General features: G+C 52.4%; 26 protein-coding genes and 2 pseudogenes. 12 read left to right on the forward strand and 16 right to left on the reverse strand.

The window, feature by feature from the left end:
- The first annotated feature begins 375 nt into the window (after positions 1-375).
- The 9 genes from HMPREF2554_RS10290 (at position 376) to HMPREF2554_RS10325 (ending at position 4822) form a co-directional block, all read left to right on the forward strand.
- Positions 376-636, forward strand: coding sequence for a GlsB/YeaQ/YmgE family stress response membrane protein (locus HMPREF2554_RS10290; protein WP_037231409.1), 261 nt, complete (start codon positions 376-378; stop codon positions 634-636).
- A 366-nt stretch (positions 637-1002) separates the two neighbouring features.
- Complete coding sequence (locus HMPREF2554_RS10295) at positions 1003-1485, forward strand: Asp23/Gls24 family envelope stress response protein (protein ID WP_070555193.1); 483 nt, start codon at positions 1003-1005, stop codon at positions 1483-1485.
- 31 nt (positions 1486-1516) lie between these two features.
- On the forward strand, positions 1517-1693 hold the full coding sequence (locus HMPREF2554_RS11640) for a hypothetical protein (RefSeq protein WP_004005823.1): 177 nt from the start codon (positions 1517-1519) through the stop codon (positions 1691-1693).
- Positions 1693-2112, forward strand: coding sequence for an Asp23/Gls24 family envelope stress response protein (locus HMPREF2554_RS10300; RefSeq protein ID WP_070555198.1), 420 nt, complete (start codon positions 1693-1695; stop codon positions 2110-2112). Before HMPREF2554_RS11640 ends, HMPREF2554_RS10300 begins: the two co-directional genes overlap by 1 nt.
- A complete protein-coding gene (locus tag HMPREF2554_RS10305; protein ID WP_070555201.1) occupies positions 2109-2657 on the forward strand; it encodes a DUF6286 domain-containing protein in 549 nt (182 codons plus the stop codon). The genes HMPREF2554_RS10300 and HMPREF2554_RS10305 overlap by 4 nt, the downstream gene beginning before the upstream one ends.
- A gap of 13 nt (positions 2658-2670) precedes the next feature.
- Positions 2671-3321 carry an Asp23/Gls24 family envelope stress response protein gene (locus HMPREF2554_RS10310; RefSeq protein WP_070555203.1) on the forward strand — a complete coding sequence of 217 codons (651 nt, stop codon included), beginning with the start codon at positions 2671-2673 and terminating at the stop codon, positions 3319-3321.
- Positions 3311-3958: an RNA polymerase sigma factor gene (locus HMPREF2554_RS10315; RefSeq protein ID WP_070555205.1), complete on the forward strand. Its 648-nt coding sequence runs from the start codon at positions 3311-3313 to the stop codon at positions 3956-3958. Before HMPREF2554_RS10310 ends, HMPREF2554_RS10315 begins: the two co-directional genes overlap by 11 nt.
- The gene (locus HMPREF2554_RS10320; RefSeq protein ID WP_070555206.1) at positions 3955-4491 is read left to right on the forward strand and encodes an Asp23/Gls24 family envelope stress response protein; all 537 of its coding nucleotides are present in this window, start codon (positions 3955-3957) and stop codon (positions 4489-4491) included. Before HMPREF2554_RS10315 ends, HMPREF2554_RS10320 begins: the two co-directional genes overlap by 4 nt.
- Entirely contained in the window at positions 4481-4822 is a 342-nt protein-coding gene (locus HMPREF2554_RS10325; RefSeq protein WP_070450653.1) for a transcriptional regulator, read from the forward strand. The genes HMPREF2554_RS10320 and HMPREF2554_RS10325 overlap by 11 nt, the downstream gene beginning before the upstream one ends.
- 182 nt (positions 4823-5004) lie before the next feature.
- Here the strand turns inward: HMPREF2554_RS10325 and HMPREF2554_RS10330 are convergent, their stop codons facing one another.
- From HMPREF2554_RS10330 to HMPREF2554_RS10340, 3 genes are all read right to left on the reverse strand, one after another.
- Positions 5005-6507 (reverse strand): MATE family efflux transporter, encoded by a 1503-nt coding sequence (locus HMPREF2554_RS10330; RefSeq protein WP_070450655.1) that lies wholly within the window; start codon positions 6505-6507, stop codon positions 5005-5007.
- A 191-nt stretch (positions 6508-6698) separates the two neighbouring features.
- Complete coding sequence (locus HMPREF2554_RS10335) at positions 6699-7088, reverse strand: RNA-binding S4 domain-containing protein (RefSeq protein WP_006888382.1); 390 nt, start codon at positions 7086-7088, stop codon at positions 6699-6701.
- 83 nt (positions 7089-7171) lie between these two features.
- The gene (locus HMPREF2554_RS10340) at positions 7172-8377 is read right to left on the reverse strand and encodes an ABC transporter permease (protein WP_070555208.1); all 1206 of its coding nucleotides are present in this window, start codon (positions 8375-8377) and stop codon (positions 7172-7174) included.
- A 168-nt stretch (positions 8378-8545) separates the two neighbouring features.
- Here HMPREF2554_RS10340 and HMPREF2554_RS10345 point away from each other — a divergent pair, with 168 nt between their 5' ends.
- Positions 8546-9142, forward strand: a complete 597-nt coding sequence (locus tag HMPREF2554_RS10345) for a TetR/AcrR family transcriptional regulator (protein ID WP_048778026.1) — start codon at positions 8546-8548, stop codon at positions 9140-9142.
- A gap of 124 nt (positions 9143-9266) precedes the next feature.
- Here HMPREF2554_RS10345 and HMPREF2554_RS10350 read toward each other — a convergent pair whose 3' ends face one another.
- From HMPREF2554_RS10350 to HMPREF2554_RS10360, 3 genes are all read right to left on the reverse strand, one after another.
- Positions 9267-10016, reverse strand: a complete 750-nt coding sequence (locus tag HMPREF2554_RS10350) for a DUF6891 domain-containing protein (RefSeq protein ID WP_070450661.1) — start codon at positions 10014-10016, stop codon at positions 9267-9269.
- A 180-nt stretch (positions 10017-10196) separates the two neighbouring features.
- Entirely contained in the window at positions 10197-11858 is a 1662-nt protein-coding gene (locus tag HMPREF2554_RS10355) for a glycerophosphodiester phosphodiesterase (protein ID WP_070555211.1), read from the reverse strand.
- A 401-nt stretch (positions 11859-12259) separates the two neighbouring features.
- On the reverse strand, positions 12260-12772 hold the full coding sequence (locus HMPREF2554_RS10360) for a PTS sugar transporter subunit IIA (protein ID WP_070555215.1): 513 nt from the start codon (positions 12770-12772) through the stop codon (positions 12260-12262).
- A 348-nt stretch (positions 12773-13120) separates the two neighbouring features.
- Between HMPREF2554_RS10360 and HMPREF2554_RS10365 the strand changes: the two genes are divergently transcribed.
- The gene (locus tag HMPREF2554_RS10365) at positions 13121-13723 is read left to right on the forward strand and encodes an arsenic metallochaperone ArsD family protein (RefSeq protein WP_070555219.1); all 603 of its coding nucleotides are present in this window, start codon (positions 13121-13123) and stop codon (positions 13721-13723) included.
- Between the two features lie 115 nt (positions 13724-13838).
- Here HMPREF2554_RS10365 and HMPREF2554_RS10370 read toward each other — a convergent pair whose 3' ends face one another.
- The 7 genes and pseudogenes from HMPREF2554_RS10370 to HMPREF2554_RS11920 form a co-directional block, all read right to left on the reverse strand.
- On the reverse strand, positions 13839-14516 hold the full coding sequence (locus tag HMPREF2554_RS10370) for a hypothetical protein (RefSeq protein WP_070555223.1): 678 nt from the start codon (positions 14514-14516) through the stop codon (positions 13839-13841).
- A 15-nt stretch (positions 14517-14531) separates the two neighbouring features.
- Positions 14532-15338 carry a hypothetical protein gene (locus HMPREF2554_RS10375; RefSeq protein WP_246826067.1) on the reverse strand — a complete coding sequence of 269 codons (807 nt, stop codon included), beginning with the start codon at positions 15336-15338 and terminating at the stop codon, positions 14532-14534.
- A 275-nt stretch (positions 15339-15613) separates the two neighbouring features.
- Positions 15614-16393: a hypothetical protein gene (locus HMPREF2554_RS10380; RefSeq protein WP_070555227.1), complete on the reverse strand. Its 780-nt coding sequence runs from the start codon at positions 16391-16393 to the stop codon at positions 15614-15616.
- Between the two features lie 276 nt (positions 16394-16669).
- Complete coding sequence (locus HMPREF2554_RS10385) at positions 16670-17299, reverse strand: hypothetical protein (RefSeq protein ID WP_070555231.1); 630 nt, start codon at positions 17297-17299, stop codon at positions 16670-16672.
- Between the two features lie 68 nt (positions 17300-17367).
- Positions 17368-17610, reverse strand: a pseudogene (locus HMPREF2554_RS12050) (transposase family protein); the annotation flags it as partial.
- 4 nt (positions 17611-17614) lie between these two features.
- Positions 17615-18037: pseudogene (locus tag HMPREF2554_RS12055) on the reverse strand (transposase family protein); the annotation flags it as partial.
- Positions 18038-18439: 402 nt separating this feature from the next.
- A complete protein-coding gene (locus HMPREF2554_RS11920; RefSeq protein ID WP_256388025.1) occupies positions 18440-18568 on the reverse strand; it encodes a hypothetical protein in 129 nt (42 codons plus the stop codon).
- Between the two features lie 683 nt (positions 18569-19251).
- Between HMPREF2554_RS11920 and HMPREF2554_RS10390 the strand changes: the two genes are divergently transcribed.
- The gene (locus HMPREF2554_RS10390; protein ID WP_070555234.1) at positions 19252-20475 is read left to right on the forward strand and encodes a phospholipase D family protein; all 1224 of its coding nucleotides are present in this window, start codon (positions 19252-19254) and stop codon (positions 20473-20475) included.
- A gap of 51 nt (positions 20476-20526) precedes the next feature.
- On the opposite strand, the gene HMPREF2554_RS10395 is transcribed toward HMPREF2554_RS10390, so the two are convergent.
- The 3 genes from HMPREF2554_RS10395 to HMPREF2554_RS11690 form a co-directional block, all read right to left on the reverse strand.
- Complete coding sequence (locus HMPREF2554_RS10395; protein WP_070555237.1) at positions 20527-21369, reverse strand: DNA adenine methylase; 843 nt, start codon at positions 21367-21369, stop codon at positions 20527-20529.
- On the reverse strand, positions 21359-22609 hold the full coding sequence (locus HMPREF2554_RS10400) for a type II toxin-antitoxin system RelB/DinJ family antitoxin (RefSeq protein WP_083297476.1): 1251 nt from the start codon (positions 22607-22609) through the stop codon (positions 21359-21361). The genes HMPREF2554_RS10395 and HMPREF2554_RS10400 overlap by 11 nt, the downstream gene beginning before the upstream one ends.
- 238 nt (positions 22610-22847) lie before the next feature.
- Positions 22848-23058: hypothetical protein (locus tag HMPREF2554_RS11690; RefSeq protein ID WP_210396057.1), on the reverse strand; the 211-nt coding region annotated here is incomplete at its 5' end.

Genomic DNA, 23058 nt, shown 5'->3' on the forward strand with positions numbered 1-23058 from the left:
CGGTCAAGTCCATACCGACCAAAAGCCCATCTGCCAGCGCCCCACCCTCCCTGCCCCACGGCACCAGGAGGCAAGAAGCAGAACAGAAGGACGTAAGAGCACCCTTCACACTAAAGGTGATGTAAAACACTTATAGAACGCGTGAGGATCTGCGCACTCATGGCGTCTTCATATCAGCGCCGTAGGCTTGAGAGACGACGGCAGGCGATAACAGCCCCGTCGAATCACGCAATATGTGACAGGAAAGGCAGCTGAAATCCCGGCTGCTTCTGAACTTTCAGGCAGAACCTCACCGATCTGCGCTTTTAAGACCCCATATCATCACCGTTCAGGCGCGCACGCGCTATGGCGGATACTCACAAAGGAAGAACCATTATGCTTGGACTCATCGGAATGATCATTGCCGGCGCTATCATCGGCGCTCTGGCACGCCTCATCATGCGAGGTCACCAGAACATCTCGGCACTGTGGACCGTTATCTTGGGTGCTGTTGGCGCATTCGTTGGCGGAGGGATCGCGAGCTTCTTCGGCGTTGCAGATACTGCTGGTATCGACTGGATTCGCTGGATCCTATCCATTATTGCCGCCATTGTCGCAATCTCTATATACCTAAGCGTAACCGGCAAAAAGAACTAGTAACCCATATTCTTGCGTCGCTTCAGCATCGCAGAAATAAACTAAGCGGGTTATGCAGAAGCTATTCCCAGCTTCCGCATAGCCCGCTTTGGCGTATATGAGGACTACCCGCACGATAGGCAGCTGAGCCGAGCAAACATAGGCAACAGTCGTGTTTGTACACGCTCATCAACACAAAGTGGTATATATCACCATTTTGATTCGTGAGGAATTCAGCGCCTCAAGCGTCTTTATAGTAGCGTCACCATCGACCGCAAGGACGGACAAAGGGCGTGGGTAGCGCCCGAACTCCCCAGCCGTCGATGCGTGCCGCAAATATCAAACATCATAATCCGCGCAGCGGAAAACACATGAAATGAGGCTCCCATGAGCGATAACTCCATTCCCCAAACCGGTCAGCAGCGCGAGCGCGAAAACAACAAGGAAACCCAGCAGGATAAGACTCCTCGCGGTCCCCTACAGACTTCACACGGTGTAACCACCATTGAAGAGAACGTTGTTGCCAAAATCGCTGGCATGGCAACCCGCGAAGTTCCCGGTGTGTACGATATGGGCAATGCCGTACGCCGTGCCTTCAGCGCCGTGACCGACCGCATCCCCAACGCCCAGACCAATGTTGCTGGCGGTATTAGCGTCCAGAAGGGCGAGACCCAGGCAGCCGTAGATGTTACCGTCGTGGTTGAATATGGAGTCTCCATTGTGGAAGTAGCCAATGCTATCCGCCGCAACATTATCGAGCAGATTGAGGGGACCACGGGGCTAGAGGTAGTAGAGGTCAATATCGACGTCACCGACGTTCACCTGCCCGACGACGATTCCACTTCCTCTGACTCTGCCGATCTCAAGTAATCTACCGACGCCCCCGATCTGAGGATCTTTTATGAAGACAACACACCTGGCCCTTTTGGTGGGCCTATTCCTGGGAACAATTCTTGCTTTCGGTTCCTTCGCCGACTTCATCCTGGTGGCACTGTGCGGCCTGGTTGGAACGGTGGTGGGTCTTTACCTGGAGGGCCGGGTCGATGTCCAAAGCATCCTTAATCGATGGAGGAAGTAATGACGGAGACCAATACACAGCCCGCTGCTGTCAGTGTCGGGGACTCTCAGACAGAGAGCCCCCGGCAGGAGCAGCGCGGCGTCACCGTCATTCCCGCCCAGGTTGTTGCGCAGATCGCGGCTCAAGCTGCCTACGAGAGCGCAAATGTGGGCTCGAACGCCGGGGGACTGCTCGGGATCGGGGCACGTCGAAATTTCCATTCACGCCCCGAGGCAAAGTGTGATCTCTACGGTCAGGTTGCTGTCCTTCACTTAGATCTCGGCCTTACCTTCCCTACAGCATTGGTTTCAACCCTGCAACAGGTGCGTGAGCATGTGAGCCAGCGCGTCGAGCACTTCACCGGGCTGAGGGTTGAGAAGATCAACATTGAGGTCTCCTGGCTCAATCCGAACAACCAGGTAAGGAGGGCTCTGCGATGAAAACCCCCGTACAAAATCTCATCCGGCGCCCATCGCGGAGTTTGCCCGTCATTATCCTGGCGTTACTGCTCCTCATCGTAGGAGGGCTGGGAATCTGGGCGTTGGGAAACCGTCTCCTGAACGGAGCGTGGCCGAATGGAACATCCTCAGCAGTCAACGGGCTCGGCTCCACGATTATCGGGTCGCCAGCGGTACTCGCGGCAGCCTGCTTTGTGACCGTATGCAGTCTGTTCATGATTCTCCTGGCTCTGTGGCCGGGGGCACCTGAACGCACTGAGGTTCTTGCAGATAACATACCCGGTCAGACAGCTATTTCACGCCGTGACCTAGCAAAGCTGGTACAAGCCCATGTCGAGCGGGTCGATGGTGTTCACAGCGCTAAGGTTCGAGTCCGTCGAACGCGCGTGAATGTGACCGTGTTCAGCGTTCTGGATGACCTCGAACCTGTGCGTCAGGCCGCACAGAAGGCAGCTGAGCAGGCTATACAGACCTTGAAACCCGTCGGAACCGCACACAGCCGAGTGCGTATCCAGCACACGAGCTGAAAGAGAGAAAACCATGCGTTCGGTATCTGGAATTCTCAATAGGATAGTCCTTGCGGTAAGCGGTTTGCTCATTGCGGCGATAGCCCTCTGGGTTATGGCTTCCGGCATGGGTGTGGGCCAGTCATGGCCCGCGCTTAGCTCGGTCCTCGCCAAAGCTGATACCCGGGTCGATACTTGGGTCGGACCCCAGGCACACTGGCTGTTGCCAGCCGCCGCCCTCGGGTCGGTTCTTCTCATCGCGTTTGGCTTGGTTCTGCTCATTAAGCAGGTACCCCGTAAAGCTGCCGCGTCCCCCTTGCGCCTGACAGGCTCCGACGGCACACTTCTGGCCACACTCAGCCCCGATGTCATAGCCCAAGCGCTTTCTGAGCGAGCCGAAGACGTTCCTGGGGTTCAGCGGTGCTCAGTATGGGTCACCGGTTCACCCAGCAACCTGTGGGTGCAGGCAACCGTCACCGTAGCAGAGAACAGCGAGGTTGCATGGACCGTGAGCGAGCTCAGGAACCGACTTGACCACGACGTTAGTTCCTCTCTGGGAAAGCATGCTCGTCAGATCGACGTACTGCTGCGCCTAGAACAAGCCACCAAACCCCAGAGTGCAGCCCACACTGTGGCAGGACAACACTCATTAGAGAGCGGCGGTTCTGATAACCATGACCGATGAACAGCGCAGCAATGCAGGGCAGTCCACCGGTCCGCCCACCAAGCATGTTCCTCATCCGAGCGCTGCGTCTCAGGGCAAGGACAGGTACCTGGTGCTGCGAGCCCAGGACGGTGACATTGACGCTTTCGGAAAGCTCGTCGAACGTTATCAGGGACGCCTGTTTCGCACCGCCTACATGATCGTGCGCAACCGCCACGACAGTGAGGACATCGTCCAAGAGACCCTTGTTCAGGCGTGGCGGAGTCTTCATCTGCTTCGGGATCCTGATGCCTTCCGGGGTTGGCTCATGCGTATCTGCACTAATAAGGCCACCAGCACTATTCGTCAACTTCAGCGCCGAGCCACTGACCCTTACGATTCAGAGGGTCTTGAGAGCGCGAGCGCCTTACCTAACACAACGTCGACAGCGACCGACGATCCGGCACAGTCCAGTGAGGTAAACGCCCAGATAGATGCATTAGCCAAGCTGTTGGCATCCGCTCCTGAAGAGCTGCGTATCGTCTGGGTGCTTCGAGAGGTTGATGACATGTCCTACGAGGAGATATCCCAAACCCTGACCCTAACCGAATCCACAGTCCGGGGGAGGCTGGCACGCGCCCGCTCCCTCGTCATGCGCCATATGAAGGAGTGGGAATGAGTTCCACCACCCGCATCCCACACGCAGAACCGCAGCCCACACAGTCGGCTCAGTCTTATGAGCTTGACGAAGCCTCCACACGGGAGTACCTGCGTCTAATCGCTTCACTCCACAAGACCTGGGACACATTGGAAGCACAGTCGAGCACATCGGTGATGCCTCAGCGCCATATTATGGATGCGGTACTCGCCGAAACGCGCCACGGTGCCCAGGTAGAGATGCCGCCGACCGACTTAGGGCCTTATAGTATGTCCGAGTTCTCCCTACGCGCCCTAGTGCGACGCAGTGTAGACTCCGTACCCGGAGCTCGCGCACTCAAGTCTTCCTTCAAACATGCCCCAGCTCCCGAAGGTCAGCGAGAGCTGGGAATACCGGATACGATCTCCTGCCGTATCTCTGCACACGTTACAACCAGTAGCCTCCCCCAGCTTGCTCAACAGGTTCGTGATGCTGTGCGCCAGGCGTGTTATGAGAACCTAGAATTGTCCCCAACCGTCAATATTCATATTGAGGATCTGCACGATGACGATTAACCTCTCAGCAGCCGAATTGACTCATGTAGTCACGGCCGTTCCTGGAGTGCGCGGCATTGAACCGGGGATCGGCTCCACGCTGAAAGCCATCGGCAGCCGTATGAGCGGCGACCCTGCGGCCGCCCGATTCGGGGTTATCATCGAGTCGGGCGGGCAGAAGGTCATTATCGAGATTGGAATCGACGGCTCCCGTGCGGTCAAAGAAATTGTCCGCGATGTTCAAGAGGCGGTTCTGCGCTCACTGTCGCAAGCAAGTCGAGAGGGCGGCGCTTCGGAATCAGGCTCCAAGCCCCAGCCTCAGGTGAGGGTGCGAGTACAGTCCCTTCTCTAACGATGCACATCGCATAACCGTCTCCGTTTCAGGGAGCACACATACCGCCAAGGGTATAGTCCGTTCGCACATAGATGCCGTGGGGGTCACCAGTCGATGCCTCAACGCGATGCGTAAGCTAGAAGACCGTGAAAAAACTCGTCTTCAACACCTAAATTCCGCGTATCCCCCCCCCGGAAAAACTATGCTTTAATCCACACATCCGAGGCGGCGCGGCGGCCGAAGATGAATGCACGCACGCCCTGGTACCACAGGATGTACGCCGCCCACAGCCCCAGGTACCCCACCGTGGCACTCAGCAGACCGCCGGAAACCGCCCAGTAGATCCCGAAAATGACGGGCGCATAAACAACCAGCATCACAAATGAGCCAATTGCCAGGTATTTCACGTCCTGAGCACCCATGAGGATACCGTCAAGAACGAATACATATGCGGCTATCGGCTGCCCCACGCCAATCACGAGGGTAGCCCACGCGAAGAGGGTGGCGACGGGCGCATCCTGCGTGAAAATCCAGTTTCCGAAGAAGCCAATCACGGGCGCAACAACGCCGGTGACAACCCCGTACACCAGGCTCATACGCACCAGGCGATTCTTGAGCTCACGCACTTTCGCACGCCCGGATTCAGCCGTCAGGTCGCGTTCTCCAAGTTCCTTGCCCAGCAGCGCCTGCGCCGCTATTGCAAGAGAATCCAGGGCAAAGAGCAGCAGGTTGAACACGCTCATGCCCAGCTGATATGCCGCCGTCTGCTCGTCGCCCAGGCGAGCCACCACAAATACGGTAGACAGCAGTGCCAGGCGCATCGAGAGGGTGCGCAGCATCAGCCAGGAACCGAGGGATAGCACGCCGCGCATCCCCGCAATATCGGGACGCCACGTCACGCCCTGCGGGCGCATCTTAAGATGAATAAATATACCGAGTGCGAGCGCCATGCCCCACTGCGTGAGCGATGTGCCCGTCGCCGAACCGGCCACGCCCCAGCCGACCGGGTATATCAGCACCCAGTTCAGCGCCACATTCACCACGGTGCCCACACCCGCAACTTTGAGCGGGGTCACGGTATCTTGCAGCCCACGCAGGGTGCCCATGAGCGCCAAAATCATCATCATGGGCGGAATGCCCCACAGCGAATGGTGCAGGTAGTCGCGCGCATAGCCGATGGTTGCGTCGTTCGCGCCCATGCCGCGCAGCGCAGGGTCGGCAAAGATATAACCCACACCCATAATGAGCAGACCGAGTCCAAGCGCAACCCACACGCCGTCCACGCCGATGCGGTAGGCGTGCGCCAGCCGATGCGCTCCGAACGCGCGCGCAACCGCCGGGGTCACCGAGTACGCGAGGAAGTTCATGAGCCCCACCACGGTTGTGATGAGGGTTGCCGCAATGCTCATGCCCGCCAGGGTTTCGGTGCCCAGCTGCCCCACGAGTGCGGAATCGGCGAGCACGAACAGCGGCTCGGCAATCAGTGCGCCGAAGGCGGGTACGGCGAGCGCCAGAATCCGCCTGTTGAGCGATTTTTCGGGTTGAGTTTTCCCAGAGTCCGCGCCGCCTTCCCCTAGGTGAAGGGGGATGCTGCCGGTACGCGGGGTCGCATCCAGCAGGTTTTGGGGTTCGTGCGTGCTGGCGGTGCCGTCGGCTGTGTTCGCGGCGCCTGATGTGTTGGGTTCTGAGGCCTTGTTGCTCATAGGTACAGCCTACTCCCGCAAAGATGGCACGTCAGCGATGCGTTTATCTGTCTCACGCTATGACCGCTTCTTATTCCGCGAGCAGGTGGTTTTTGGTTTGAGCAGGTAGGAAAAACTCACCTGTTCGGCCAAATCCTACCTGCTCGCGGTTCTTAACGACGATCGCGGGGTGAGAGAAAGCGGAACTGGGTTTAGCCTTTTCGCCCCCGCAGCTCGTCTAGGGCACGGCGTTCTTTCTTGGTGGGTCGCCCGGTGCCGCGTTCGCGTTTGGCGACCGGCGGCATCGACAGGTGCGCGGGGCGCGGCCCCGAGAGGTCTTCGTAACAGGTGACGGCGATCGGCGCGCCCACCCGTTTGGTGATGAGTTTTTCGACCTTAAACACGCGTTCCCAGCCGGGGTAGCGCACTCGCACGATGTCGCCTCGTTTGAGTTTTTGTGAGGGTTTTGCGGATGCATCGTTCACACGCACGTGCCCGCCTTTGCATTCGTCGGCTGCGAGTGCGCGGGTTTTGAAGATGCGCACCGACCACAGCCAGACGTCGATGCGGGCGCTGGTGATCTCTTCGCTCATACTTCCCATTCTAGGAATCTCCCCCATGCGGCGCGAGCAGATAGTATTTTGAAAATACTATCTGCTCGCGGATCTACTTGGGGGCGAGGTCGCTATGTGTTTGCCGTTTTCCAGGGAATCTCAACATTGTCCGGCACATCTGCGTTCGCCTCGGTTTTCGCGCCAACGCTCGCGGTATCATCCTCTGCGCTCATGTGAGTTGCTCGGCGTTCCTTCCACGCCCAGCCGATCGCCCCGGCGAGAAGGCCAAACCCTGCCCAACCCAACAGCACAGCCCATGGCAGGGAGTTTGAAGCATCCGGAAAATAGGCGATATTCCGCAGCAACGTGTTGGATGCACCCGGCACCATCAGCTGCCCGAGGGCGCCCCAGGGTGCGGGGATGAACTGCCACGGCATGTTTGCCCCGGAGAGCGGGTTACCCACGAACATGGAGAGCACGGCGCCAAGGCCGATACCGGCGGCATCAACAAACAGCGCAGAAATCCCGATCATGAAGGAGGCCGTCGCGAAAACGGTCACGCCGAAGGTCGCCCAAAGCGCCCCGAAATCGCCGGGAACGAATCCGAACCAGGTGCCCAGAATAAGGGTCATGAAGAGCCCGCCGATAAACCCGTAAAGTCCTGCGGTCACGAAGCGGCGCACGGTTCCTTTGACAAGAGAGATACTGAGAACCCCGCCGATTATGCCGCCCATAACAAGCGGGAATGCGGCAACCGCCAGGCCCATACCGTTGGGATCACCCTCGCCGAGCGGCACGACTGCGGTGGTTTTAACCTGTGCCTGCTGCAGTTTTTCCTGCTCGGTTTTCAGTTGTTCGAGCTGCTGGGTGGCGATAGCGCCCTGCTGCCCGCCCGCCTGGGCGGCCTGCTGCAGTGCCTGAGTTTTGGCTGCGGTAGCTTGCTGCTGTACCTGAGCGTTCATCTGCTGGGCTACGCCGGTGAGCATCTGGTTTGCGGATGCGTTTGCGGCGGGCGCGGTCATGACCTCGGGCGCCGCACCTTCGGTGAAGACGATCGCGCCGTAGGTTTCACGTTCTTTGATCTGCCGTTCGGCGTCTTCGCGCGAGGATGCCTGTTTGAACTCGAAGGTTTCGATTCCTCGCTCTTTGAGTCCTTGCTCGAATTGGCTGACGGCTGCTTCCGGTCCCGCGATGGAGACGGGTAGGTTCGTCTCCATGGCTTTAGTGGGCCACGTGAAGGCGAGAATCACGATGCTGACGATGACGGATGCCAGCGTGGCGATGGCGATAACTTTACGCCAGGATGAGGGCGTAATCGCCTCCGGTGTGCGTGCCATGAAACTCTCCAAACAAAATAGATGTTTTGTTTATTAACACCTAAGACTCTACTCTGCATAAAGACCAGATGCAAACACAATAATCATTTTGTTTATAATCTCACAACAGAGAATAAACATTCTATTTTTATCTAGCGCAAACTCCTCGGAAAGGTATAGTCTTAAGGCATGCCACGTCTGACCGAAGCCACTAAACAGGCACGTCGACGCCAAATTATCGACGCCGCCTTCACGTGTTTTACCGCCAAGGGGTACACTCACACCTCCATGACGGACATCATCAGAGAATCCGGACTTTCCTCGGGTTCCATTTACTCGCACTTCAGCGGCAAAGGCGACATTCTTTACGCCACTGTTCAACAGCGTATCGATATGATCGCCGCAGCTTACGGGGAACTCAAAGACCCCTCCCCACGCGACATTATGCGCATGATCTTCGCCACCTCAACCGTCGAAGCGAACTTCACCTCGATGCTGCGCATCCGTTTGGAATCGTTTACCGTTCCCGAGGTGCAAGAATCCACCAACACGCTTTTTACCACCCTGCACGATATCGTCGCTCAATCACTTATACCCTGGGGTCAGCGGTATCTTGAAGCAGAGAATAAACGCAAACCTTCTGCCGACGAACTTCAAGCCTTCGTCAACGACACAGCGGATGCGCTCATCCTCACTTTCCAGGGGTTTATGGTGCGCTCAACCCTGTCCCCCTCGACCGACCGTGAGCACCTTTTCCAGATTGCGCTGAGCCTGCTGCCCGAATAACCTCCCCGCGAGCACCGGTAAGAAAATACAAAAAGCTAGAGGGGCGCATCCCGTATAACATACAGGATGCGCCCCTCAACTCACGCGCGACTCCTCCGGCGGACCGCACGCACGGTTTTATAGCTTACGGAATCTCGTAGACCTCAACGTTATCGAGGCGCGGGCGGGTATCGTAGCTACCGTTCCAGGTCACCTTAACGCCGTAGCGTTCCAGCGTCGGAATCACGGTATCAAGCATCAACGCGAGTGATAGTTCCTCATGTTTGCGGGTGACGGCCGCGCGCTGCTCATCACTGAGTTTCTTCCACGCCTCTTCATCAGAGGGGTACGCCTCAAACGAGCCGAAGCCAATGTAGGTGCTCCCGCTTTCCGCCAGATTCTCGGCATCCTGCTGGTGATAGTAGATATAGCCCTTCCATCGGTCAGAGCCCTCACGCTCATCCCAGATTTCGGCGCTGGCGCAGGTTCCGCAGCACGAAAATTTACCGCGCGCAAGCACGCCGTGCGCCTCCAAATCAGCGAAAGCCGCAGCCAAGTTGCCAGAATCACCCGTAACACCCAAACGCTCGGCGAGCGCACGGCGCTCCCTCACGACTTTCTGCGCGTATTGTTCAATATCGTGGTAGAAGTCGCCTTTGACCTGCGATTCGCCTAGAAATTCTTCTAGGCAGTCGTTGAGGTAATCCGCATATTCGCTGGCGTCCTCGCCGGTGAGGAGCAGGAGCATGATTGCATCTTCAAAGTCTTCTCGTGCTTCTTCGGGCAGTTCCCAGGACGTGGGAACGGGTGGAGTGAGTTGCCATTTAAACCATGCGTCCCGAGCTTCGGGGCTCACAGTCGTTACAGCTTTTTTATCGGTGAATGAAGTTGTCATGCCCCTAGAGTAGCACCTAGATCAGCATCGCCTTAACCCCGCCCGAATTGCTACGGTAACCTGTACCTGACGTCAAACAGTTTTTGTGCACTGCCCAACTTCTTCTTGGCGAACCCGCGGCGGCTTATCCACACAATTTTCTCGGGTGGATAAGCCGCCCTGGCAGCCTGGTTCAAAGGCTTATGCCCATGACTCACGGGCAAGTGCGCGGGTGAGCACGAGCGGACCGCCGGTTGCATTGCCGTGATAGCGGCCGAAATGCACGTAGGGACCGCGGTAGGCGGCATCATGAATCTGCGCGGAATACTGGCCGTTAATCACAAAGTAGAAGTACTTGCCCTTCACCACAATTTTGCCTTCGATGCTCTCGTTGGGCTTGATAGGCTTTTTCAAACTCATGGTGTGCAGAACCTTACCTTCGCGAGACGCACCCGGCCCGCCGTCAAGACGAATCAGCTGTGCAAGATCGCCCGTCCGGTATTTGCCGTGCTCGTCCCGAACCTTCGCGCCGGGGCGAAGAGCGAGCACATAGCAGCCGTCCTCGGATGCACCCCGGAACTTCCCGGCGATACCGAGCGGACCGTCGTGGCTGCGACCGAACGCCATGTACCCGTAATTCCAGGTGGTTGTGGGCAGTTTCTTATCCCAGTGCATAGCGAATTCGAGGGTGTACTGTTCCCTGTCAGTGGCAGCAGCGAGCGGCCCCAGCAGCAAGGATTCGTCGTAATTCTGTTGGTGCACGATTGCCCCGCGGGTGAAGTCGGGGTAATCCTGGGCGTTGGTGATGCTGGAGGGCAGCATGCCGTGCTCCCGACGGCCGCTTTCAACGTTGATCGTGGCCTGTTTTTTCCACCCGCACACCCAGGACGGGTCGGGGCTCATAAACCCGCGCACGCCCAGGCTCTTGTAGTGTTCGTAGATGCTTCGGCGGTGCACCTCCCAAACAATCACGGGCTTGCCGAAGCCGACAATGGCACGCACCTTATCATCCGCCATGGAACCGTACCCGGGGCCGCGCACGGATTCAAAGTAGGGCACGCCGAGCGCATCCACGTTGTTGGATCCCGCCAGCTGACGGATTCCTTCAAGGCTGTCGTTGGCGTCGAAGTAGCACCAGGTCTGGCAGCCCGCGGCTTTCGCTTGGGCCAGATACTTTGAGTTGGGGTTGAAACCGCCGTGGCCGTCGCGGTACATCTTGATCACTACACGATGCGCCAGCCCGCGTTCTTTGATAGCTTTCAGCAGATGACCCTGTGCGCGCCAGTCTTTTGCTTCGATGAAGAGGGGAAGGCGTTTGCCGGTGGGGGCATTGTTGATCGCATCCACGGCCTCTTCAAAGGTGGGAATCTGCTCCAGCGGTGTACCTTCACCGAGGGTCTTGCGCATATTGACGTAAACGCCGCGCAGTTTTTGCAGGGTAAGATCACGTACTTTGCGATTAAGTCCGGTAACGCGCATCAACGATTCATCATGAATGCAGACGGGAATATTATCAGCCGTGGTTCGCAAAGAAATTTCGATAGCATCGGCATTTCTTGCAGTTTGAGTATATGCGTATGCGGTATGTTCGGGATTAATATCGCCCGAACCACGGTGTGCTACAAAGAATTCTTTTTGTCTAAGAAAGGTCCAGGCGGCATGTTCCGGGTCAAATTCAATATCTTCGTCGAGGATAGGCTGCTGTTCATCATTGACAGGCTGTTCCTTCTCGCCGGGAAGACTTCCTTGAATTCTCGCCTCTGCTGCGGATGCGCCCACCACGGGCATCATAGCGGCGGCAGCGCCAAGCGTGGTGGCGCCAAGAACGGTACGTCGGTTGAGTTTCTGCGAAGAAAGGCTCATGGGTATGAACTCCCAAATATTATATGTTGCTGAGTGAATGAATAGGCGGACACATCAAAAAATATTTTCTTGACGCGTCACATAAATAGCATAACTATTTTTTACCTGTAAATCACTTTTGCTTGAGCGAGAAAATTTATCTTTGTCAAGTATTTTCCCACGCCTATTTCTTCGAGACAATATCTTTTGCCCGTTAAAAAGTTTTTGTTAAAAAATATGGTTCCACCGAAAATCGGTGAAACCATATGAGAAAGCCTCTTTCGTAAGGTCTGTGCGTCGGCACCTGCGGCACAAGACCTCACATAAAGCGAGGCTGTGTAAAGCCAAAGCATCGTGCAAGGCAGAGCGAGAAAACCGGCGCCTTCTGCCCTGTCGAAGCATCACAAGGCTCTACGCGTCTTCTACTTCTTGGTCGCTTCCGCCACGTGATCGCCCGCATTGACGGTACGGCGCTCCTCGGAGTCCTTCACAATATTGAATTTGGGGGTGTTGGTCACCATCACCATCGTCTCCTTGGAGGGAATACGATCCTTAATAGCCTCCCAATCAACCTCAATAATGGGGGCACCCGCCTCAACCTTATCGCCCACCTTAGCGTGCGAGGTAAAGCCTTCGCCGTTGAGATCTACAGTATCGATACCGATATGCACCAGCACCTCGCCACCGTTATCGGTGCGCAGCATAAAGGCATGCATGGTGTCTTGAATCAAGGCGATCGTACCTGCCGCAGGGGCAACAATCAGATTCGATGTAGGGTTAACGGCGTAGCCATCCCCCATGACACCCTGCGAAAATACGGGGTCAGAAACTTCAGACAGAGGAAGGTACTCCCCCGTCACCGGTGCCACATAAATATCAGCGGTTGCGGTCGATTCCGTCGGTGCCGCTGCTTTTTTCTTCCCGAAGCCAAACATAAGATCTCCTTTGATGTAGTAAACACCCGAAAGATGTCGTTTGTGTAACGACACAGGCAAATACATGTATTTGCCCTTTAGAATACCGTACTCGTCAGGTTTTTGTTACTGTGTACGCCACAGGTCGAGGGATTTTGAAAAAATATTCCCAGCCTGCATAATATGCCGAATTTCCAGAGTATATTTCATGATGCAGCCGCTCAATCAGGCGGCAGACACAGCACTAGAGCTCCGGAGGATTTCGCCGATCGCTCAGTATTTTTGTAAGCCCTCCCTGCATCAGGTAAACACGAGTACACTTAGAGCATATTGAAGGCTTGAACCCTAACGACGAGAAAGTGTTCCCGCATGAGTGAGCAAACCGAAGAACTAACCGGCACCATCCTTGAGGTTTTCATTCCGGGTCCGGGCGAGAACCCTGAGGACCCTAACGATATGGAACGAACCCTCTTTTTGGGTGCCGCACAGGAAGCACTCGATTCGGGGGTCGATATTGAGGTTTACTCAACCGATAGTTACCCCTCAGCGTTTGAGGAATGCGAGCCTGTCTCCGAGCAAATTGCGATGAGCGGTGCCGACGTTCTGCCGATTATGCTCGTCAATGGCGAGGTCAAGGTTTCGTTTATGTACCCGACCGCCGAGCAGATTACGCGCTTCTCAAAAGCCCACAAGGTCAAAAAGCCGAAGGCGAATGCGGCTGCGGCGGCATGCGGCCCGAGCGGTTCCTCCGGATTCACTCCCATTCCCGATTTGGCACCCGGTGCTCTGCGCGAACCCGCCGGTTTCGCGGCAACCCTCGCCGGTAAAAAGCCCCAGGTGGTAGGTGGTCCCGATATTGGTAACCGCGTGAACCTCATGGGCGGCGACACCGGCGATGGCATTCCCTCTGAGGGTTCAGTCGCCACCAAATCCGGCGGATGCGGATGTGGTGGCTGCGGGTGCGGCGGCTAAAGCGCGCATCCCTGCACGAGTAGTTCCCACCCCGAATGTTTATATGCGAGTGCCCCCGGACTCCTTGAAGAAGTTCGGGGGCACTCATGTATTTTCACGGCTGGCAGAGTGCCGGCTACATTAAGGGCTGCTCCGGCGGATTCTGAGGCTGTGCGGTTTGCGCTTGTACTCCCTGAGTCCAAACCGTTTTATTCTTTCGGCGGCGAGAATATTCACGAACCGTCACGAAGATAAAGACGATGCAGAAGGCTACATCTATGAAATATAGAACCCAGCCGAGGTTCACCAAGCCATTGGCGTACCGGAAGGAGCCGAAGCCACCCGCTAAGATGATCAGTTTAATGAACGATGCTACCTCTACAGCTTGAAGGAACAAACCAATAATATTGATACCCAGGATAAATCCCAGTGATTTAGACCTGAGATAGAAGATACCGGCGAGTATCTGAAGCCCGTAATATACCGGATATGCACACGCCAATGCTATGCGCTGAAAATCTTCTGCATCCCAATAGTCGAATCCATGCTTAACGGTAAGCTCCACATAGTCATATAGACCCCACACGGACATTCCCAGGCTCACTATCGTGAACGCGATACGCACCCCGTACAACCAACGGAACAGAAATTCGGGATATGAGGCTCCCGGGTGCGCATACCGCCCCGGTGCCGTCGAAGCCTGATCGTCGGAAGACTGCGACGCCGCCCAGGGTTTTACCGCATCCTGCGGATTCTGTTCGACAGAGTTTTCTTTCGATGATTGCTCACGCATAAATTCAAAACTATCACGCATATCGTTCACATCCTGCTATTTTTCTGCCTCTTCGTCACTGCGGCTGTTGTTTGAACTTTCCTTACTATCGAGGTCTGCGATATTTAGGGGTCGGGCGGCAGGTTTAGTTTTTGCCGTCCCTGAACCCATCATTTTCACGAAAACAATGCTCACCCCAAGGTCAAAAAGAACCATAAGACACCCAAAGGGGTTATCGTATGCGACGGTAACCATGGTCATCACGAAAGAGAATACAAGACCATAGTTATTCACCTTTTCAACCCAGGGATAGTCTTTGCGCCGTATAAATTTTGCGCAGGCGCGGGTCTGTACGGCCGTAATATATACTGCATAAGGAATCATCAGAAACCCAAGAATCGCTATATGGGATAATGGCCGTTCAACCGATAACAGATTTACAGAAGTTTCTTCGCGATATGAAGTTGAATACCGCGCCATAGAATTTATCCACGAATAAGCTATAACTACTATCGGAATATACGCCAGAGCTATACGAAGAACATAGAATATCTTGAGATTCTCAAGCCCTAGGGGTTTTGCCGCAGAGACTTCCACTGAATCATGCGCCTTCTCTAGCGATTTTACGGGACTTCCTGAACTTGTGGTATTTTTCGGCTTTTCGGCATCATTTTCCGGATCTTCACTAGGGCGGATCACGAGTTCCTCATCCCCCAGCTGGCCGTAAAGTGCCGTATACGCAGGAAGTTCATGACCTGCCGAGGCGCTATCGACCATACCCGACCAAGGAACCTTGCGGCTGCTTTGAGCGGCAGGCGCATCGCGAGCAGAATTATGGGGCGAAAAGTCATGGTCAGTACTCATATTTTCACCCTAGGATTACACCCTGGATATTCTATGAAAACCCCCTGAACATTCTCAATGAATATACTCCTTACATATTTCCTCATACTAAAAAGGCTCTTTACGTCAATAAAGCATTGGAAAAACCGCTCCATTGACATAAGCAGATGCGGCAGCTAAAGCGCGCATTTCCACACGGGTAGCGTTCGTTCCCGAATGTTTATATGAGAGTGCCCCGGACTCCTTGAAAAAGTCCGGGGCGCTCATGTATTTTCACAACCTCTGCGGAGTACCGGCTACATTAGAGGCTGCTCCGGCGGATTCTGAGGCTGTGCATGCTGAGATTGTGAGGTTTGTGCTTGTGCTCCCTGCGTTTGTGCTGGCGCGGCAGGGTTGTGCGGCACGACGGTCGGCGGTACAGAAGCATGTGGAGTCGCCGCGTAAGCAGGCTGAGTCTGATTCGTCTTCATTCTCTGGCGGCGAGAATATTCGCGAATCACAATGATGATAAAGAATATGCACAGAACCAGATTAATAATGTACAGTCCCCAGTCTAAGTACGTTGAAGCTTTGGCATATTCAAAGAAAATATCTAAGCGCAGAAGATTCTCAATCAGTTTAGGCAGCGAGGGCAACTGGACGATTAAACCGAGGATATTCACGCCCAGAATATAGCCAAGCCCTTTGGACCGTAGGTATAGTATTGCCGCGATAATCTGCATGATTTCGTAGACCGGATATCCAATAACCTGCGGTGCTTCGATAATTTCTGCGAGGGCGAGCGACACATAACCATCAAGAATCGTGGTAACAAGTTTGTAGAGAATCCGCACGCTGAGCCATAAACTCACCGCCGTGACTACGATGCGCACCCCGTACAGCCAACGGAACGGGAATTTAGGGTATGCCGTCGTCACGGCTATGGGCGCTTCCGTTTGGTTCGCAGCTCCCGGGTGCGCATACTGCCCCGGTACCGTCGAAGCCTGATCGTCGGAAGGCTGCGACGCCGTCCCAGGTTTTACCGCATCCTGCGGATTCTGTTCGACAAAGTTCTCTCTCGATGATTGCTCGCTCATAAATATAAAACTACCATGCACACCGTTCACGACGGCGACTATTTTCGCCGGATTCGCCCGGCAGACCTCTCACCCACATGCTAAAAAGGCTCTTTATTCCAATAAAGTGGCGGAAAACCCGCTCCATTGACATAAGCAGATGTGGTGGCTAAGTCATACCTTCCCGCACGAGTAGCTTCCGTTCCCGAGCGTTTATATGAGAGTGCCCCCGGACTTCTTGAAGAAGTTCGGGGGCATTCATGTATTTTCACAGCTAGCTACCGTCTACATTAGAGGCTACGCTCCCTGCGTCCACATCGTATTATCCTTCTTTAGGCGAGAATATTCACGAACCGTTACGAAGATAAAGACGATGCAAAGGGCTACGTCTATGAAATATAGAGCCCAGTTGAGGTACATCAAGCCATTGGCGTATTGGAAGAATTTATCCATATGGGTGATCACATCAGTTAGCGTTGTTATCTTTAGAGCTTGAAGAAATAGACCAATAATATTGATGCTCAGAATAAATCCCAGTGCTTTAGACCTGAGGTAGAAGATACCGGCGAGTACCTGAAGCCCGTAATACACCAGAAGTGCACTTGCCGGTACTATCGTACCCCAATACTTGAATCCATACTTGGCGATAAACTCCACAATGTTATATATGCCCCACACAGATAGCCCCAGGCTCACCATCATGAACGCGATACGCACCTTGTACAGCCAACGGAACGGAAATTCGGGGTAGGCGGTCATCGCGGCTGTGGATGTCTCCAGCCGGGAATACTGCGGCTGCTGTTCGTGCTGCTCCGGTACTGCCGAGGCGCCATCGACTATACCCGACCGAGAAACCTCGCGGACGCTTTGAGCAACAGGCGCATCGTGAGCAGAATTTTGGGATGAAAAGTCATGGTCAGTATTCATATTTTTACACTATGATTACACCCTGGATATTCTATGAAAACCCCCTGAACATTCTCAATGAATGAGGGTTATTCATTTGGGTGGTTTTGTATCCAGAAAAACAGTGCCCGCACCACCGAGAACACTCTCCGGTACGAGGTGAGGAATCTGCGGAAGATACTAGAGAGTACCCGCCAACACTTGAAGTGTGCGATCACGCGTTCGATGACGACCCGGTGGTGATTGACGTGCCGGTTCAGGTGTTTCTCGTTGTCGGTGAGTTCTGCGCCGGGTAGTTTCTTCACCAGGGTGATCAGGTCTAGTCCTTGGTAGCCCTTATCGGCCTAGAGTATCGTGCGGGTCTAAAAATCTGTCCAATCCGTACCACCGGTACGCAAACGTGCCGTGGTGTGCCCCGGGTACGGGGTCGGTGATCACCAAGGGTATACCATCTAGAGTGCAGATAATCTGGTGGTTGAATCCTGCACGGTGGTGTTTACCGCTGTATAGGCGTATTCTTGGAACATGCCAGTTGTAGGTGGGCACGAGGGTGCCGTCGACGATCACGGTCCCAGGACTCTGCAGCAGGGTTTCAGGTATGGGCGGTACTGCTGGGGCTAAGACGTGTAGCAGTGCTGTTTCGATCTTGTTCAGGATGCGGCTGATCGTTGGTTGAGAAACTCCGAAGTCTTCGGCTAAGAACTCTTCGGTCTGGTTCTGGCGTAGATACAGCAGGGTGGCTTTCAGCCCTTGGGTAAGGGTGAGTTTATGAGGTTTAGTGTTCGGAGTATTCCAGGTGAAGGTGTTTGGTCAGGAAGTGCTAGGAGGGTCGTGAATTGTGCTGGTCTCAGGCCGGTGGTACGGTGAGAAGGCAACGGTTCCTACCTGTGCGTGTATGGTTGGTGGTTGGTTTTGGTATTTCACCATCATACGTGGACAAGAGGTGAGGGGCCGTTGTTTTTCTGTGTGGTGAAGAGTGGTTAGGCGGTTGGGGTGTTACACCCCTAATGAATAACCCTCAATATACTCCTTACATATTTCCTCATACTAAAAAGGCTCTTTATTCCACTAAAACGGGTTTGAGTTTTACTTACTTGGAAGTTGTCTCGTAACCAAAAGATAAGCCCACAGACGACCAAGAACACCCTAAGGATAAGAAGCTCAGGGGTCGGCAACAGCATTCACCCGAGCAATCACACGACGCTCCACCACCGCCCAGTGGTGGTTAATCTGGCGGTTAACCTCTTTCTCATTCTTGGTGAGATTCTCACGCGGTGGTTTCATAGACAAGCTGATCAGCTCTAGTCTTGGTATTCCTTATTTACCAAAATATCCTTCGGAGTCACAAACCTGTCCAACTCGTGATACTGGTACGCAGACACATCGTGAAGAGCTCTAATAACAGGGTCTGTCATTATGAATAGTTGCCATAACCTGGTGTAGTGTGCCAGTTATAAGTGGTATCAAGGGTATCTCTATGATGACAGTTCCGAAAGAGTTCGCAGGGTTTCTGTTCTGTGGGTATCACCGGGTTGCAGATTTGTCAGTACCACCTTTTCGATCATGGTGATGGTGGCATTGTCAGTGGCTTGGGATACCCCGAAGTATTTGGCGAGGGTTTCTTCGGTATGGTTTTAGCGTAGGTATAACGGGGCGGCTTTTACCCCCTGGGCGAGAGCAAATCTGTAGGGATTAGTATTCAGATATCCCAGGTCCAGGATATGACTGAGCAAGATTAAGATGGTAGCGAATTGTGTGGTGGTCAGTCCAGTGGTACGGTGAAAAGGTAGAATGCTCTATCTACGCATGTGATTGGTATTTGGTTCGTTTCTTTCACTATCATACATATACGAGGTATAAGAGCCGTTACTATTTCGTGCGCATTCAGGAATAAGAGCTACCCCTGATGCGCAATCCCCAATTATGTGTGGGAGCAGAACATCCTTATATAATCTATAGTTTAGGAGACCAAGTTGGAACTTTTCAATCAACCCTTTTCCGGAACGATGGGTGAAAAACTAATATCGTTATTGAATTCAGAAAAATACACTGATTTGACCATTATTGTTGCATTTGCAAAAGAATCCGGTGTGCTCAGAATAAAGGATGCACTCGACGAGTTTCGATTAGCTAAAGGACGTGTGACCGCGTATGTCGGAATTGATTTAGACGGCACATCTTACGAAGCATTAACTACACTAAATCAGTCTGTGGATTCCCTGAATATTATTCACTCAGAAACCTCACAAACTTTCCATCCTAAAATATTCAATTTTGTAAACGACAAAGATATTCTAACTATTGTTGGGTCGCACAACCTTACAGCAGGTGGACTTTGGACTAATTTCGAGAGCTCATTTATTGCCGCAGCGGATTTAACTCAAATGGACGGCAAAAAACTTCAACAAAGCATTGATGACTATGTAAATGAGCTTAAAATTCTTGGCAATTCGTTCAAGCACGTTAAAGACCAGGGTTTCATCGAAGAACTACTAGAAGATGGTTATATATCACAAGAAGTCCTACAAAAAATAAATCGGAAGGAAGCACGGCAGAACCAGTCCAAGCTGCAACCTAAGTTTGGCGCAGGAAAGCATATTGCACTACCCCAGAAGCCATCCACTCGGAATCCGATTCAGGACCCTTCACAACAGGAGAAAAATACAGCGATTTTAACTACACCTACTTTACAGATTAGCGATCATACCCTTTGGTATTCAACACAGAAATTGACTGGTGGGTCAGGTAACCAAATTGACTTATCCATACAATCGAAATTGGTTTCTGGCGATCCGTCGGGAACCCCATATGACAGGAACAAAGCAGGGTATATGTGTGGAACCGTTGAATTTTTTGGAGTAAATCCGTCTCAAATCTCCCAAACAAAAAATATTACAATTCATTATCAAGGTGATGACTATAAAGGGAATACTATAAAATTTCCATCCAACCAACATAGTAATCGCACCTGGAGGTTGCAACTCGAAGGTGTTAACGCGTCCGGGAAAAATTTAAAATCTCTCTACGGAAACAGCAGTCTAAAATTTAAGATTATTACCTTTACTAAACTTGGTACAGATTATTATTCTTTGGCTGTGTTTCCTGGAAGTGAGTTGGATAATTTCAAAAACAATTCCGATTTATGTGGATATAATGGCCTCAACTCAAATTCTCGTTATATCGGTATAATATACTGATGCCCTATAGAAGTATCTATCCTGATCGCCTCAGCCTCTCTGATTCACTGGTTAGAAGAAACGGTTGATCCATTCTTGGTGTTTTCCTACACGACTACCATTGATACCACCTTTAGCTCCACCAAAGACCAAGCGAGTTGCATTTTCGGATAACTGCTTACCTTCAGAAACAAATAGCTTTGTTTTATGAATATTAGTAAAACGCTCCGTAAAATTATCAATATCAAACTCGAAAGCGTAACCAGTGGTGTTGTTATACGGTGGGTCAATATAAACTACCGAGTCATCAGGAATCTCCCAGTCCAAAGTCGTCAGGATATTGGCCTTTTCGCATGTTAGCCCCTTCATCTGTTTTGCTAGCATAATCACTCGCCTTCGCAGTTCATCGGGTGATGGCTGCATCGGATTCGCAGGACTACGACGCACACTAGTAGGTGTAGGTTCCCAATAATCACGGAAGAAAGCATTGACCCATTTGCTTCCGCTTTCTTCTCGCCAAATTTGTTTTCCACCAAATGAGGCCGATTGGAGGATAGGATAAAGTTCAGCCTCATGCGACCCCACAGGTTGAGCAACAAGATCTAGCATATACGATTTTACCCGGCGTTTATCAGAAGGTATTTCTAATAGAAAATTGTCAAAAACCTGTATGTCAAATGTACCAGCACCGATAGCCCTCCAGAAAACTGCCCAAGAGCTTATATCCAGCATGACGATACGAGAAGGATCAATACCTCTATTGACTAGCTCAATAGAGATAGCACCTGAACCACAGCAAAAATCGTAGAACAATGATTTAGCGGAGCCTGCTTCTATAAGCTCTTCTACAATCTGAGGAGCAACACGCTGCTTGCCTCCCTGATAGGCGCAAGGTACTCGAAGTTTATTTTTCATTTTTCCGACTCTGAATAAGAATACGCGCATAAGTTCTACGCCCGTTGAGGATAGTTACTCCACCGCGGTCTTCTGGATGTTGCTCATATCCGACTGTTTGCAGAGTGGAGAATTCAACATTGGTTCGTGCGTTACCGTTGGCGAGCATTAGAATCTCGAACTGGTCAGGACTGTACTTATCAAGAAAAGTGATAGGAACACCCATGATTCCTTTGTAGTTAGCGGGGATATTAGCTGTCCGTCCAACTTCGATAGCATTATAGTTATCATAAGCAGGATTTGCTACCGGATCATACTCTTGAGTGAGTGGCAGCGGTTCGTGCAGTATTCCGCTATCAATGTTTGTGAACCATCGGACTCCTTTGACCCGAATGAAACAGCGCCCTTGTTCATCTACGCCACAACCCGCTGCATTGAGAGGGTAATTATTAGGGACATAAAACTTCCTGTCACCTGAACGGATGGATCGTCCATACCAGATTTTATTATCGCGGAATAGCGGAAAAATCTCTTTGGTCGTTGCGGCGTTCATATTACCTAAGACAATAAAATTCTTGTTGTGGCGGTATAGTTGGCTTATATACTCCCGAAAAAGGCTGAACGGCGGGTTCGTTACTACTATATCTACTTCTTCAAGCAGTTCTTCGCATTCAAAAGATCGGAAGTCTCCGTTACCAGATAAAACTTCCAAAGTATTTCCTTTAGCCTTAAAAATACCATTTAGATCTAGGGAACCATCAGGTCGAACTAGATCAATATCTGGTACCTCAGTTACTGTAGCTTTATATGCTGGGAGAGTGGAAGGTAAAGGATCTTCCTGCTTTCCAAGAGATGACCCCGAATATGAAGTAGAAATAAGCGAAGCAAGCCCCAGCTCATTGAAATTAAGAACGAAGTAGCGGAAAAACGCAGACTCAAAAGAGTCACCGCAATTACAAAGAACGGTTTTCCCTTTGAATTGCTTTACATAGTATTGCATTTCTTTCGCTACGTCTTCGTACTGGGTATAGAACTCGTCTTTTCGTGCTAGAGAAGCACTGTTTAGAGTGGAATTTCCAGTAGCTGGTGCTTCTGGAGATTCAACTTTCATCTCAAAAGGTAGACCTTGTTCACGAATCGTTGCTTTCAGAAAAGTGTTGATAGCCGAAGACATGCTAATCCCAAGAGCCTCAAAGATGCTCGTTGCCTGTTCTTTAAGGTTCGGGTCAAGACGGATCGTCGTGGTAGCAGTTGCGTTCATTTCACAGCCCCTTTATTTATCTCTGAAATACAATGTAACACATTGTATTTCAGAGATAAATAAAGGGGCTCCTTCCATAATCTTGAGAGAGTTCTCTTTCAGCGCACCAGAGAGTAGAATAATCGATCATGTAGGCACGATCTGAAGAGCCAGTCTCAAAGAGCACTGAGTTGTGGAACGGTTCAAGGCAGGATACAGTGTGGTATCCATCGCTGCTTTTCGGTTGAGACTACCTGCCCTATAAGTGTGCTTGATTTTTCGCAATTGAGAGGTTCTTTGTGGCAAACTGGTCTTGCTGGAAAACCGACGAAAACGTTCTACAGTTTTGGGGGCCAAGAAGGAAATCATCACCCCCCCCCCAGTAAAGAAACTCACCACGCTTGCGGTCAAGTGCAGGTTCTGTTCGACAAAGTTTTCTCTCGATGATTGCTCGCTCATAAATATAAAAC

Origin of the sequence: Rothia sp. HMSC071F11, assembly GCF_001809115.1 — a bacterium.
Taxonomy (GTDB): domain Bacteria; phylum Actinomycetota; class Actinomycetes; order Actinomycetales; family Micrococcaceae; genus Rothia; species Rothia dentocariosa.